18 protein-coding genes are annotated in these 13,119 nt (G+C 59.2%); 15 read left to right on the top strand and 3 right to left on the bottom strand.

Annotated elements, in window-relative coordinates:
- Positions 1-2 precede the first annotated feature (2 nt).
- Positions 3-605 (bottom strand): SCO family protein, encoded by a 603-nt coding sequence (locus tag ACR0JI_RS16270; RefSeq protein WP_480495353.1) that lies wholly within the window; start codon positions 603-605, stop codon positions 3-5.
- A gap of 171 nt (positions 606-776) precedes the next feature.
- Here ACR0JI_RS16270 and ACR0JI_RS16265 point away from each other — a divergent pair, with 171 nt between their 5' ends.
- The 7 genes from ACR0JI_RS16265 (at position 777) to ACR0JI_RS16235 (ending at position 5,687) form a co-directional block, all read left to right on the top strand.
- Positions 777-1,205: a MerR family transcriptional regulator gene (locus ACR0JI_RS16265; protein ID WP_013959865.1), complete on the top strand. Its 429-nt coding sequence runs from the start codon at positions 777-779 to the stop codon at positions 1,203-1,205.
- 103 nt (positions 1,206-1,308) lie between these two features.
- The gene (locus tag ACR0JI_RS16260; protein WP_057796923.1) at positions 1,309-1,887 is read left to right on the top strand and encodes a cation efflux transmembrane domain-containing protein; all 579 of its coding nucleotides are present in this window, start codon (positions 1,309-1,311) and stop codon (positions 1,885-1,887) included.
- A 96-nt stretch (positions 1,888-1,983) separates the two neighbouring features.
- Positions 1,984-2,739, top strand: coding sequence for a transglutaminase-like domain-containing protein (locus tag ACR0JI_RS16255; protein WP_480495356.1), 756 nt, complete (start codon positions 1,984-1,986; stop codon positions 2,737-2,739).
- Positions 2,729-3,646 (top strand): cation diffusion facilitator family transporter, encoded by a 918-nt coding sequence (locus tag ACR0JI_RS16250; protein WP_480495358.1) that lies wholly within the window; start codon positions 2,729-2,731, stop codon positions 3,644-3,646. Before ACR0JI_RS16255 ends, ACR0JI_RS16250 begins: the two co-directional genes overlap by 11 nt.
- On the top strand, positions 3,643-4,200 hold the full coding sequence (locus ACR0JI_RS16245) for a methyltransferase family protein (protein WP_480495360.1): 558 nt from the start codon (positions 3,643-3,645) through the stop codon (positions 4,198-4,200). Before ACR0JI_RS16250 ends, ACR0JI_RS16245 begins: the two co-directional genes overlap by 4 nt.
- Before the next feature lie 140 nt (positions 4,201-4,340).
- Complete coding sequence (locus ACR0JI_RS16240; protein ID WP_480495458.1) at positions 4,341-4,865, top strand: L,D-transpeptidase; 525 nt, start codon at positions 4,341-4,343, stop codon at positions 4,863-4,865.
- Positions 4,866-4,991: 126 nt separating this feature from the next.
- A complete protein-coding gene (locus ACR0JI_RS16235) occupies positions 4,992-5,687 on the top strand; it encodes a hypothetical protein (protein ID WP_480495362.1) in 696 nt (231 codons plus the stop codon).
- Between the two features lie 513 nt (positions 5,688-6,200).
- On the opposite strand, the gene ACR0JI_RS16230 is transcribed toward ACR0JI_RS16235, so the two are convergent.
- Positions 6,201-6,458, bottom strand: coding sequence for a helix-turn-helix domain-containing protein (locus ACR0JI_RS16230; protein WP_068241761.1), 258 nt, complete (start codon positions 6,456-6,458; stop codon positions 6,201-6,203).
- 124 nt (positions 6,459-6,582) lie between these two features.
- Positions 6,583-6,843 (bottom strand): hypothetical protein, encoded by a 261-nt coding sequence (locus ACR0JI_RS16225; RefSeq protein ID WP_093993891.1) that lies wholly within the window; start codon positions 6,841-6,843, stop codon positions 6,583-6,585.
- 202 nt (positions 6,844-7,045) lie between these two features.
- Here ACR0JI_RS16225 and ACR0JI_RS16220 point away from each other — a divergent pair, with 202 nt between their 5' ends.
- From ACR0JI_RS16220 to ACR0JI_RS16185, 8 genes are read left to right on the top strand one after another with little or no spacing between them, the layout of a single operon-like run.
- On the top strand, positions 7,046-7,399 hold the full coding sequence (locus ACR0JI_RS16220; RefSeq protein ID WP_093993890.1) for a hypothetical protein: 354 nt from the start codon (positions 7,046-7,048) through the stop codon (positions 7,397-7,399).
- Between the two features lie 43 nt (positions 7,400-7,442).
- Positions 7,443-8,063 (top strand): lytic transglycosylase domain-containing protein, encoded by a 621-nt coding sequence (locus ACR0JI_RS16215; protein WP_480495365.1) that lies wholly within the window; start codon positions 7,443-7,445, stop codon positions 8,061-8,063.
- Entirely contained in the window at positions 8,060-8,353 is a 294-nt protein-coding gene (locus ACR0JI_RS16210) for a TrbC/VirB2 family protein (protein ID WP_480495367.1), read from the top strand. Before ACR0JI_RS16215 ends, ACR0JI_RS16210 begins: the two co-directional genes overlap by 4 nt.
- On the top strand, positions 8,346-8,624 hold the full coding sequence (locus ACR0JI_RS16205) for a VirB3 family type IV secretion system protein (protein WP_093994521.1): 279 nt from the start codon (positions 8,346-8,348) through the stop codon (positions 8,622-8,624). The genes ACR0JI_RS16210 and ACR0JI_RS16205 overlap by 8 nt, the downstream gene beginning before the upstream one ends.
- Positions 8,614-10,989 carry a VirB4 family type IV secretion/conjugal transfer ATPase gene (locus tag ACR0JI_RS16200; RefSeq protein ID WP_480495369.1) on the top strand — a complete coding sequence of 792 codons (2,376 nt, stop codon included), beginning with the start codon at positions 8,614-8,616 and terminating at the stop codon, positions 10,987-10,989. The genes ACR0JI_RS16205 and ACR0JI_RS16200 overlap by 11 nt, the downstream gene beginning before the upstream one ends.
- Complete coding sequence (locus ACR0JI_RS16195; protein WP_168770641.1) at positions 10,986-11,153, top strand: hypothetical protein; 168 nt, start codon at positions 10,986-10,988, stop codon at positions 11,151-11,153. Before ACR0JI_RS16200 ends, ACR0JI_RS16195 begins: the two co-directional genes overlap by 4 nt.
- Entirely contained in the window at positions 11,143-12,297 is a 1,155-nt protein-coding gene (locus ACR0JI_RS16190) for a lytic transglycosylase domain-containing protein (RefSeq protein WP_211096263.1), read from the top strand. Before ACR0JI_RS16195 ends, ACR0JI_RS16190 begins: the two co-directional genes overlap by 11 nt.
- Positions 12,297-13,106 (top strand): type IV secretion system protein, encoded by an 810-nt coding sequence (locus ACR0JI_RS16185; protein ID WP_093994461.1) that lies wholly within the window; start codon positions 12,297-12,299, stop codon positions 13,104-13,106. The genes ACR0JI_RS16190 and ACR0JI_RS16185 overlap by 1 nt, the downstream gene beginning before the upstream one ends.
- Positions 13,107-13,119: the final 13 nt, after the last annotated feature.

The raw sequence follows: 13,119 nt of genomic DNA, 5'->3' as shown, positions 1-13,119 counted from the left end.
GATCAGATCCTCTCTTCCAGATCGGCGAGAATCTCTTCGGCGGAGGTGCCGTAGGGCCACGAGTCGGCGAAGCCTGCCTCGGGGTCGAAGAGGAACAGATGCGACGTGTGGCCCATCGTGTAACCATCCGGCGCTGCGGCCTCTTCGACGCGCTCAAAGAAGATTGGAAACGTCTCGGACGTGGCGGCGATCTGTTCCGGCGTGCCCGTCAGCCCGATGATGCCCGCATCGAACAGCGGGACGTATTCGGCGAGTGCTGGGGGCGTGTCTCGTTCAGGGTCGATTGTTATGAAAATCGGCTGGACCTTGGCGGCATCGTCGCCCAGACCGTCCATCACCGCCGCGACCTCAGATAGGGTCGTCGGGCAGACGTCGGGGCAGTTGGTAAAGCCGAAAAAAACCAGCATCCAGCGCCCCGCAAAGTCCTCCTCGGTTTGAACCATACCCTGGTGGTCCGTCAGTTCGAACTCAGCGAAAAAAGGCGGCTCGACGTCATTTCGGGCGCTATCGGCACGATAATCGGACCAAAGCAAAAGCCATACGAAGGCAAGCGCTGCCACGCCTGCCAAAACCCAAAGAAACTTCTGTGCCGATGTAAGGGACAATCCTGTTCGCCTGTTTTTGATTCTTATTGCCTGTGCGGATACATCCTCTAGCCGCTAGAGGTTCAAGCACGAAATCATGGTATAGCTTGAACTCACGCGTCTGTGAATCCGACACTTGTTTATTCCGACGGCAAAACCTACACAAACTGTATCTTTTTCATGGAGGCGAAAATGCTCACGATCGGTACTCTGTCAAAGAAGACTGGCACAAAAGTGCAGACCATCCGGTACTACGAACAGATCGGACTCATGCCCGAACCTGGCAGGACCGAAGGCGGACAGAGGCGCTACGACAATGCACAGCTTGATCGACTGTCCTTCATCCGCCACTCGCGACAACTCGGTTTCTCGCTTGATGCGATCCGCGAGCTGCTCGACCTCAGCGACCATCCCAACCGGCCCTGTGATGAGGCTGATGCCATCGCGCGTCGCCAGCTCAAACAGGTGGAGCAGCGCATGGCCCGCCTGAAGGCGCTGCGCACGGAACTGAAACGCATGGTTCACGAATGCAGCGGCGGGCGGACGGGAGATTGCAAGGTGCTTGAGGTGTTGCGGGACCATTCGGAATGCTTGACCGAACACGAGGAAATCGGGGCCTGAAGGAGTTCAGCCAACATTCCGGCTGGAACGCAGATCAGCCGCAGAAGTTAATGTGTCGTACAACACAAGCTGGAACCACAAAATGGCCGCTAGACAAGATTTAATGGAGAGACGGACGCTTTGGATCGTTCTGGCGCTCAATATCGGTTTGGCCGTGGCCTTTTTCGCAACAGGCGCCTTCGGCGACTCAAGTGCCCTGATCGCCAACGGGCTCGATAACCTCTCCGACAGCTTCGTCTACGCGATCAGCCTTTTCGCTTTGTCCCGATCCGCCAAATGGAAACGCGGGGCGGCGAACGTTTCCGGCGGGCTGCTGATCCTGTTCGCTGCAGGCATCTTCTACGATGCGTGGCGCCGCTACATCGGTGGGTCAGATCCGCTCGGGACGATCATGATTGCAATGGCCCTGATCGCGGCGGCTATCAACGCAGTCTGCGTTTGGCTGCTCGCTAAGCTCAAAAATCCGGACGTCAACATCCGCGCGGCCAACACCTTCAGTTACAACGATTTCGCCGCGAACCTCGGGATCGTCGTGGCCGGTGGCCTCGTCGCCTGGCTAGGAACCAACTGGCCGGACCTTGTCGTCGGTGTGATCGTCGCCGGGATCGCGGCCTGGGGCGGTATCGACATCCTGCGCGACGCACACGGCGAACACTACAAAGCGGTTCACACCGACAAATAGTTGCGGGAGATTCTTTCTGAAAGAAAGGGTTGAAGCTATAGTGACTATAGCAATTAAGTTTGTTCCAAGACGATTCGAGGAGCGACTCCGTTGCAGATGACCGACCCCCTACTTGCACCCACCAAACTACTGGATTTTGAGGCCGCGCCTCTTGCGCATCTTATTGAGGCCCGCGGCTGGCGCGGCTTATCCGAATACGATCGGATCGGAGCAGTTTATGATTTCGTTCGGAATGAAATCGCGTTCGGATACAATCGAGCCGACGACATCCCCGCCTCGGATGTGCTTTCCGACGGCTATGGGCAGTGCAATACCAAAGGGACGCTCTTGATGGCGCTGCTGCGTGGTGTTGGCATTCGTTGCCGGTTGCATGGGTTTACGATCCACAAAGGCTTGCAGCGCGGTGTTGTACCTGAGCTGGTGTATCCGCTTGCTCCGCAAGAAATTCTCCACTCATGGGTAGAGATCGAATATCAAGGTGCCTGGATCAACCTTGAAGGCTTCATCCTGGATGACGCTTTCCTGACAGTCCTGCAAAAGTCTTTCTCGGACACGGACAGTCTCTGCGGTTATGGCGCGGGCACGGATTGCCTTGGCGCGCCTCCCGTCGCCTGGAACGGAGAAGATACCTACATTCAGAAAACCGGCATCGTGCAGGATTTCGGCGTGTTTGATACGCCGGACGCCTTCTATTTGTCCCATGAGCAATCCTTTGGATGGCTGCGTGGTGCCCTTTACCGTCATATCATACGCCACTGGATGAATGCGCGCGTTCGTGGTTTCCGCAGCGACCGCCTGAAGACTGACCGACGCGCGACACACGCGCACGCGGAGCCTGCCAATGCCACATGACCACGGGCACGCCCATATCGATCCGGATTCTGGCGATCGGCGGGTTGCCATCGCGATCTGGGCGAACGGGCTTCTTACCGTTGCGCAGATCGTCGGGGGCATATTCTCGGGTAGTTTGGCACTGATAGCAGATGCGCTGCACAACTTTTCCGATATGGCTTCGCTTGTCATTGCCTTTGCCGCACGCAAGATCGCGCGCCGACCGGCCGATGAGCGCATGACCTTCGGATATGGCCGGGTCGAAATCGTCGCGGCCCTGATCAACTACACGACCCTGATCGTGATCGGCTTCTACCTGATCTACGAAGGCGGCATGCGCATGATTGATCCACCCGAAGTCATGGGGTGGACCGTCGTCATTCTCGGTGGAATTGCGCTTGTGATCGACACGCTGACCGCAATGCTGACCTATTCGATGCAGAAGGGGAGCGTGAACATCCGTGCGCTTTTTCTCCACAACCTGTCGGATGCGTTGGCTTCAGTGGCCGTCATAGTCGGCGGGACGCTCATCATCATCTACGACATGCGGTGGGTCGATCCTGCCATCACCATCGGCATTGCGCTCTACATCCTGTATCTGTCCTTTACCGAAATAGGCGCCCCAATCCGAACCCTGATGCTTGGGAGCCCACCAGATATTGACGGAAATGACGTGGTCACAGCGATCCAAGGTGTCGATGGCGTGGTCGACGTGCATCATGTCCACCTTTGGCAAATGCAGGAGCACGCTGCGGCATTGGACTGCCATATTGTCGTCGAACGCGAACGGATGGGTGAGACCGACAAGATTAAAGAAAACGTCAAATCGGTACTGCATGAACGTTTCTCAATCGAGCATTCCACGCTTGAATTTGAAGCGAGCGACAATGCGCATCAGGAGGCGCAGGTGTTTGGACACCGCTCATGACGATTGCCCAAGGCATACTAGTGGTCGTTGGCCTGCTATCCGGTCTGGTTTTGATTGGTGCGCTCCTTTGGTCGATCGCCCGCCCGTCCAAGCGCATCTGGCCTCCAAACAGAGAGCATTCAGTCATACCAAACATTGCATGGGGACTCACATTGGCCGTGTTTGGGGCGGTGATCGGTTTGGGCATCTTGGATTGGAAATCCGCTTCTATGGCCAACGCACTCCGTTGGGCGGTCGGGCCGTTCTTGATCGCAATCGGAAATCTGATCGTCTGGTGGGGGGCATTCAGCATTGGACTGAAAGCCACCAGCGGTGCGAGAGACGAGCTTATCACTTCGGGTCTCTACCGTTTCTCTCGGCATCCGCAGTACCTTGCCGACATGGCCATCCTGATAGGTTTTGGTCTTCTCTTCGCCTCATCATGGGTTTGGCCTATCGTCATCGTTGGAGTTGCCGCGCTGGCCCTTGCCCCGCTCGCGGAAGAGCCATGGCTGCATGAACAATACGGCTCCAAGTATCGCGATTATTGCGCTGAAACGCGTCGATACCTGTAAACTCGCTGCCTCACGAGAACGTCATCGTTTTTCAGTTGAACCTCTAGCTACTAGAGATCGTATCCGTCAGCCAACAAAAGAGTGAGGCGAGGCATATGACAAAAACACTGAAAACAAGACGCCAGTTCGTTTCGACAACTATGATCGGACTTCTGGCAGCACCTTCCCTTCTCCGTGCTCAGGAGCAGGAGCCCTCGGCGGTACGCAGAAATATTTCGTCTTTCAGTGCAGATCCCTGGCAAGATCACTTCGATAACCTTCGGCACGGTGCAATTTTGTGCGACATCGACTCGCGTGCAGTCCAGTATTGGTCGGAAGACGAAAGTGTCTACAAACTCTATCCGTCGAGTGTCCCTGCCTCGGAAGAGTTGACCCGCCGAGGATATACAGAGGTTATAAGGAAGGTGGAGGGGCCGAGTTGGCGGCCCACTCCATCAATGAAAGAGCGTAACCCCGAATGGCCTGACTATTGGCCGCCGGGCCCTGACAACCCGCTAGGAACACACGCACTTTATCTGTCATGGCAGTACTACAGGGTGCACGGAACCGGTGACACGCGCAAGATCGGGCGCCAGTCATCAAACGGCTGTATTGGGCTGTACAACGAGCACATTGCTGAACTATTTGCTCTCGCAGAAGTGGGTACCCAAGTCAGGATTTTCTGAAAGCCAAGGAAAGCTGGCTGATACTTCCAATTTTTTACATAAACTTCATTATGCGTATTTATACTTAGTGTTGCGCTAGTATATTATCGTAAGTATGCTGAACTCCTCTCACGGAGGTTCCGCAGCATGCGCCATCTACTCAAGAAGCTCCTGCCCTCGGTCGCAGTCGCTTTGACCGTGACAGGTATTTCGCTGCCGATACCTGCGCGTGCGCAGACATACCCGATCGATTGCGCGATCCTCTTGTGTCTGTCTGGTGGCTGGCCCGCTTCCGTCCCTTGCGCCCGGGCCCGCGCCGAATTCATCCGGCGGATTACGCCCTGGCCGGTGGAACCGCCGCTGCAAATCTGGCGCTGTCCCATGGGTGCCTCCTACGAGCGCGATCGGCCATCAAACAACGCTGGGCGCATCTTTGAAGTTTTGTACCGGCCCGACAACCGTCGACCGCTCCAATCCTCGCCATTCTACGATCTCGTTCCAGCCGACTGGGCCCTCCTGCTCGTTCAAGATCGCGCGGACATCGATATCAGCGGACCTGAGTTCAACTTCGTACGATCAATCCGAGTCTTCGATGTCCGGTATGCGCGACAGCACGAATCCGGACGTGACGGCGACTGCAACCGTAGCGCCACCGTGGTCCTCGGCACATATGGGACGCAAGGTGACTTCGCCTGGCAGAGGTCTTCCATAGCCGCCCTACCAGCCGACCATGTCGGTCTCGAACGATGGGGCCAGAATTGCCCCGGTATCTATCATCGATCCGTCTTCGTCGATTGGCGCGACTACGAGGGCAACTACGGCTTTGAGCAGGTGAACTACTGACCTGCCACCGCATTGACTTGCCACGGAACTCGGCTTCTTTGACTTGTACGACGGCACCGCGTACCCGTCGCGGTCCACAAGCAAATTGGCATTTCGGCAAACATTGCGGGTCCTCACCTCACCCGTCCTCGTCTCTTTCGATCCGCGTGAGCGCATCGAAGTCGATTTCCTGTTTCTGTTCCGCAGTGAGATCCGGCCGGATTTCCGACACCGGCTTAGGCCCGCAGTCGTCCCACATCACCGCAAGCTCACTCGTACTCCAGCGATAAACTCAACCAACGATGCTGCACCCATTGGTCCCAATCAGATTGGCGATCGCGACGCCTTCACCTTTATCATCGTCCACTGTTTACTGACTTCCTGCACTCTGGCGCTGCAACCGCGGCATCGTGTTTCCAGGCCTAGCCTGCACAGCATGACGCAATTGGTGGATGTTTGCTGACTACTCTTCCTTGAAGGAGCTCACTTCACATGGGGACGTCCAATGCGGCACGCCCCAAAATTTCTTTGTTTTCAAATCTTGTGGTCGGGCTCCGTGGCGGCTTCGACAATCGACAGGACTTCATTTTTGTCAAAGCCAATGACCCTCGCCAGAACTGTAAACTCCACGACGTCGATACGACGCTCGCCGCTTTCGAGACGTGCCACAAATGACTGGTGGCGTTTGAGCTTCGCCGCCAACTGCTGCTGGCTGAGACCCGCATTCTGGCGTGCATCGACCAACGCACGGACGAGCGCCAACTGGCCATTTGTTCTGATTGTTTTCGCCACGCGTCACATACCTTTTGTGACGTCGCTAGCGGATGAAATCTGTTATCTAAAAAGTAGATATTTGAGGGTGTTATCGGCGTCTGGTTTCCAAGGGGTGCACGTCTGGTGCATGCCCAGTGGCCCATCAATCCCCCACCAGTTCCAGAAACCGACCGTAGTCCAGACTGACTTCACGGGCTTCCTCGAAAGCACGCGCGCGCTCCTGTTCAAGGCAGCGAAAGTAGTCCTGGACGTCCGTGATGTAGACCTCAAAGTCCCGCCGGATGAAGTCGGCAAAATCCCGGGCGGCCTGCGAATCGCTTAGTACGAAAGGCCGGATCGGGGCGAGACAGGATCCGGCTTGGCTTGCGACCGGAACGAGCATCAGCAAGGCCATAGCCTGCATCTTCACCCATCGGCTCAACCACAGGTTTCTAAAACCCCTATTTTCCTTGATAGACGCCAATGGCCGTGCCTAGAGTTTGAGTAACCGAGATACAGCCGTATCTTCCGCATTATATCTTGCGGTTAATAATATACTATCGTAACTCTAGGCTTCAAGTGGGAATGCCTAGTCGTTGCGCGTTGAAGAAAGCGTGAGCCGGGCCATGAACTGGGACATCGAAGCACCAAATGTGGTTACGGAAGCACGTTTCCGCGAACTCGTGGAAAGTGGCTATAGCGCTGAAATCCTGTGCCAGGAGTCGGCACACAAGAAGGGCCCCAGCTATTATGGGGTCTGGATCATGCGCGTCGTCTCTGACGAGGGCGTGGAAAAGCTGCTGGTCACGGCCCGCACCCGGACAACCTATAACGACATCAAGATCCGCGAATTCAAAACCATCACCGGCGTGGTCTCCTTCCTCATCGGGATCGGTTTCTCCCACGCCGATGTCCCGCTCGAAGAAGGCCAGCGGACGACCCACAAGCTGGCTGCGACCGACAAGGGCGGCCGCAAGTAGCCTTCTCCTTTTCTGGTTCCTGACGGGTTCCGCCAATGCGCAGATGGTACTGGTCATGGAGAGCGATGGCTCTCTGACCCCGTCCCGCTCCCAGGACAGCTTTGCCCGCAATTACAATGACGGCATTGGCCAGGGTTCGGCGGCTGATGAGCTGGCGATCCTCGGTGAAGATGAACCAGCTATTGAACCTGACGCGTTGCGTTTTGCAGCCCTTGCCCGGCCTGCGCCCCTGCCCCGCGCCGATGTTCTGGCGGCCATTGAGGCCACCGCCCTTCGCTACGCCGGTCATCCCGGGCTGCGGAGCACGGAGCTCTCGGTTCGTGATTGGCTGACCCTCTATCGCGCCAATATCGAGGTGGAGAGCGCCTATCGACTGGATGCGGTCTCGAGCGCTGGCGCCATTGGCCTTGGTCAATTGATGCCCGCGACGGCGCGGGACCTCGGCGTTGACCCGCGCGATCCGATGCAGAACCTCGACGGGTCCGCCCGCTATCTTGCGATGATGCTGGAGACGTTCGGCGATCCGCGGCTCGCGCTCGCAGCCTACAACGCCGGCCCAGATGCAGTGCGCCAGTACGGCGGCATTCCCCCCTACAGAGAAACCCAGAACCACGTCGCCCGTGTCATGGCCGTCGTGGCCCGATTGGAAGGATCAAATTCATGAGAAATATTTCAAACCTATTCGTCGCGGCGCTGGCGCTGTTCCTGCTCCTCGCAGAGCCGGCCCTTGCTCAAAGCATCGATCTCTCCCCGATCCAGAGCCTGCTTCAGGGTATCGTCGATGCGCTGACCGGCCCGCTTGGCGTCGTCATCGCGACGCTCGCAGTCCTCGGCGTCTTCCTCAGCTGGTTCTTCAATATCATCGATCTGCGCCAGGCTCTCTGGGTCCTCGTTGGCATCGCCGGTGTTGCCGCCGCCCCCACTATCGTTGCCGCGGTCTTTGCCGGTGGCTGAGCGCTCGCCCCTCTTTCTGGGTCTCGTACGGCCGCCCAAGCTTCTGGGCCTGCCCATCATGTACGCAATGGTCTGGCTCTTTGGCTCGGTGCTGCTCTTCGTCTGGGTCCAGCACATCGCCGTGCTGGGCGTGGCCGCCCTGCTCTATCCCGTGCTTTGGAAGGCCGCGGATTGGGACCCGCGCTTCATCGACGTGATTATGACGGCGTTGCAGGAGACACCGCCGACGCGGAACCGGTCTATCCACGGCGGGGACAGCTATGCGCCATAGTGAAGTTCTGGACGAAGCCCTCGATCACCGCACAATGACGCCGAACTGGTATGCGCGCGAAACCCGCCTCGCGCATATGCTTCCTTACGTCAGCCTCGTCGACGACCGCACCGTGCGGACGCGGGTGAACGAGCTCTTCCAATGCATCCGGCTCGATGGCGTCAACAGCTACACCACGGATGATGCCTATCTCGACAAGGTGGCCGCGCTCGTTGCCCGGATCATCGCGCAGCTGGGGCCGGAGTTCAGTTACTACGTCCATAAGGTCTCGAAAGCGATCACGCCGGACCTCGAGCCTGTGCGCGAGGACAGTTTTGCAGGTGAAGTTGACCGGCTCTGGCGCGCGAAACTCGAGACCAGCGGGTTGCGCGATAAAACCCTGACGCTCACCGTCATCCATCGCCCGCCTCCGAAAAGCGTCCTGCCCTTCCTGAACCGTAGCGCGCCAGATCGGCTGAGAGAGGAGACCCGCAAACGCCTGCAGCGCCTCGGTGAAGCCGTGAACGTCTTCCTCTCGGGGCTTACCGAGCTCAAGCCGCGCCTGCTGTCAGCCGGATCGGGAGAGTTGGTGGGATTTTTGGGCGCGCTCAACACGGGCACCGAGCTGCCGCTCTACCCGGCCAACACATACGGCTTTCTGTCCTTCAACGTCGCCAATACCCGCGTGACGTTTCAAGGAGATCACTTCAAGCTCTCCGAAGGCGTCGTCGGCCATCGCTACGGCAAGAGCTTCACCATCGGGGAATACTCCGAGGCCACCTCCTGCACCATGTTCGACATGCTGAACCTGCCTGTCGACATGATCGTCACGCACTCCTTCACGCCGATCAACTCGAACCTCATGGCGGGTCGGATCAAACGGCAAAAGCGCCAGATGCAGGCCTCACAGGACGCAGCCCTGTCGCTCATGGAAGCGCTGGACATCGCCGCCGACGATCTTGAGGCCAAACGCCAAAGCTTCGGCGAGCACCACATGGTCGTGACGATCTTCTGCGATACGCTGGACGAGTTGCAGACACTGAGCGCCGAGATCGTCAACGCCGCCGCCGCCGAGGGCGTGAAGATGATTGGCGAGCGGGTCGCCGCCAAGGCGCATTACCTGAGCCAGCATCCCGGCAACCAGCCCAAGCGCGTGCGCGCCAGCGCGATCACCAATCGCAACTTCGCGGATTTTGCGGCGTTTCATCGGACCCAGCTCGGCAAGCCTGCTCAGAAAACCCCCTGGGGCAAGGTCATCACCTATCTGCCCACGCCCGAACAGAGCGCTTACCGATTTTCCTATCACGAGCAAGGCAGCCCCGAGAAAGAACCGACCAGCGGCCACACGCTAATCATGGGACGACCCGGATCGGGTAAGTCGGTGCTTTCGGCCTTTCTCATGACGCAGGCCCGTCGAGCAGGGGCGCGGATCTTCGTCTTCGATTACCGTCTCGGTATGGAGATGGCCGTCCGTGCCAATGGCGGGCGCTACGCCTCCCTGAACGCAGGCCAGCCCACGGGCCTCAACCCGCTCTGGACCGAGACGGATGCGCGCGGCACCGCCTGGCTCTCGGATTGGCTCACAACCCTGCTCTACCGTGCCGACAAGCCGCTCACACCGGCACAGACCAACCGCATCCAGGAAGTCGTGCGCCAGAACGCGCAGGCCTCCAATCCGGCCCTGCGGAACTGGCGGGATTTCGCATCGCTTTTTGTGTCCACCGATGATGGCGGCGATCTGCACCAGCGCCTGCTCGAGTGGTCTGAGGACGGCCGCTATGGCTGGATCTTCGGGCAGAGCCTCGAGGACACGTTCTCGCTCAAGGGCGATGTCGTGGGCTTCGATCTGACCGGCATTCTCGACAGCGAGGCCGACAAGGAACGGATGGCGGTCCTCTCCTATCTCTTCCGCCGGGTCGAGCGCGAGATCGAGGACCGCCGCCCCACCATCATCGTGATCGACGAAGCTTGGAAGGCGCTCGACAACGCATATTTCGCCGAACGGCTGTCGAACTGGCTCGTGACTGCGCGCAAGCAGAACACCGTCGCGGTGATGATGACGCAATATGCCAGCCAGCTTGAGCGCACCCGGACCGGCAAGACCATCGTCGAGGCGGTGCCGACGCAGATCCTGCTGCCCAATATCCGCGCGCAGCCTGCGGACTACGCCATGCTGAACCTCACGGAGAAGGAGCTCGACGTCCTTCTCAACACGGGCAGCAACAGCCGCCTCGCACTGATCCGGGACGATCAGGGCTCGATCGTCGTCGATGCCGATCTGAGCGCACTTGGGCCCAATCTCACCATCCTTGGCGGCATGGAAAAGGGCGAAGCGCTCGTCGGCCCCGATTACCGCGACCGCCCAGACTTCTGGAGGCTTTCATGATCCGTATTCTTGTCGCTTTGGCTGCGCTCGGCGCGCTGGCCTCCTGCACCCAGTACCGGGAGCCGCAGGCGAACTGCTTTTCCTTTCTCGCCTCGACGGCAGCGACAGCCCAGGATTGCCACTTCGCACCGCTCGGCGCGCGGGAGGGCGACGTTGAAGTCTAGCCTGCCTCATATCCTCGCGTTTTGCCTGCTGCCCGGTCTCGCCTTGTCTCAAGGCGTGCCGACCAATGACAGTGGGCTGACCGCGCGTGACATCGTCGAGACCGGCGATCGCGAGGCAGACTTGGCTGTTCAGGCTGACAAGCTGGCAGTGCGCGAACTCATCGCCGAGATCGAACGGGAGCAGCTGGAAACCCTGCAACGCATCCTCGATGCCCAGACCAGCTTCGGCGGTCAGGGCTTGCCGGCTATGGTCTCGAGGCTGGAAAGCGGCAGCGGCGATCCCGACCGCGCCGTAGAAGCCGTCTATGGCACGGGCGAGATCGATCCCAATCCCGGCGGTGCGCAGATGTTCGGCGACGCCGCCGAGAACATCGAGCAGCTCATCATCCGCGTTGCCCAGGAGACCAGCGGCTTTGCGGGTGTTGGACGCGCAGGACTCTCCCCCGTCCAATGGCGCGCGCTGCTGCAAGCGCTGATCTGGCAGGAAAGCCGGTTTACGATTGGGGCACGGTCTCCCGTAGGCGCCTATGGTCTCACCCAGATCATGCCGGGCACCGCCAGCGATCTCGGCATCAACCCGGAATATTACGACAGCCCCTATCTTCAGGTGCATGGCGGCGCGCGCTATCTCGCGACCCAGCTCAACACATTCGATGGCAACATCATCAACGCCCTCGCGGCCTATAACGCCGGACCCGGCCGGGTTTTCGAGTATGGCGGCGTGCCACCCTTCCGCGAGACCCAACATTACGTCCAGGTTATCCCGGAGCGCTACAATCTCTATCTGAGCCGTATCGGCGGGATCGACGCACTTGGCACGATCGATCCGGCGCTTCTCGCCAATGCCAACCTCTCGCTCACTGGGCACGGCGCGGCCTTCTATGGCAACAACTCACCCGCCGCGATCAGGCAAGCCGCCCTGCGTATTGCGGATATCGTCGAACGGATTTCCGAGACCGAGGATGTGCAGGAGAGCGTTGCGCTCAACACTTATGCCCGCGCCGAACTCGTGCGTCTCGTGGCCGCCCGCATCCGGCTTCAGGCCGCCCGCACCCGCGTGCTCTCCGCCGAAGAGCTGGCCCAGGCCAGCGCCCGGCTGTCCGAGGGCGCGTTCATGGATTTTACGATCAGGGAGATTGAATGATGGGACATCTGCTCTTGAGGACAGCTTTGGCCACGACACTTGGCATTGGCTTGCAGTTCAGCGCCCTACCCCCTGCCGCAGCACAAGGCGTGCCCGTCGTCGATACCCAGAACATCGCGCAAAACATCCAGCAGCTCCGGCAGATGATTGAGGACGAGATTCTGCAAAACGAGCAGCTGACGCAGCTCCGCGAACAGCTTGCCACGCTCACGGACCAACTCGCGGAGCTGCAACGAACCTACGAGGCCCTCACCCGCCTCGCTGAACTGCCGGAAATCATCCGCACCGAGATGGAGGACGAGCTGAACGGCCTGCTCGATCAGGAATTCGGAGACATCCTCGCCACCATTGAAGCGATCAAGCGGGGGGATTTCTCTGGCCTGTCCGGCTCCGGCGCGGGCGAGATCGAAACCCAGATGGACCGGGTGCTGGCCGATCTCGGGTTTGACGATGACACCCTCTCGGAAATGGCCACCAGCGGCAATCCGGGCGCCAATCGCGTGGCCACACAAGCCACGACTGGCGCGCTGGTCTCGGCGGCGGCCCAGAACAGCTACGAGGATGCCGGCCAGTCGCTGGAACGCGTCGACCGGCTCGTCGGGCTGATCGATGACATGGACGAACTCAAAGAAAGCATCGATCTCAACACGCGCGTTACGGCGGAACTGGCGATCGCGCTCGTCGCCATGTGGCAGCTCGAGGCGGTGCAAACCGTGGGCGACGGCACGGGCGGCGTGATCGATGCCGCGACGATCGCTGAAGAGCAGCGCTTCATGGATTTCACCCTGCCGGACCTGCGGGCTGACTGATCGTGAGGGAATG

The organism is Ruegeria sp. N10 (assembly GCF_056531545.1).
This window is presented reverse-complemented; position numbering and strand designations above follow the sequence as displayed.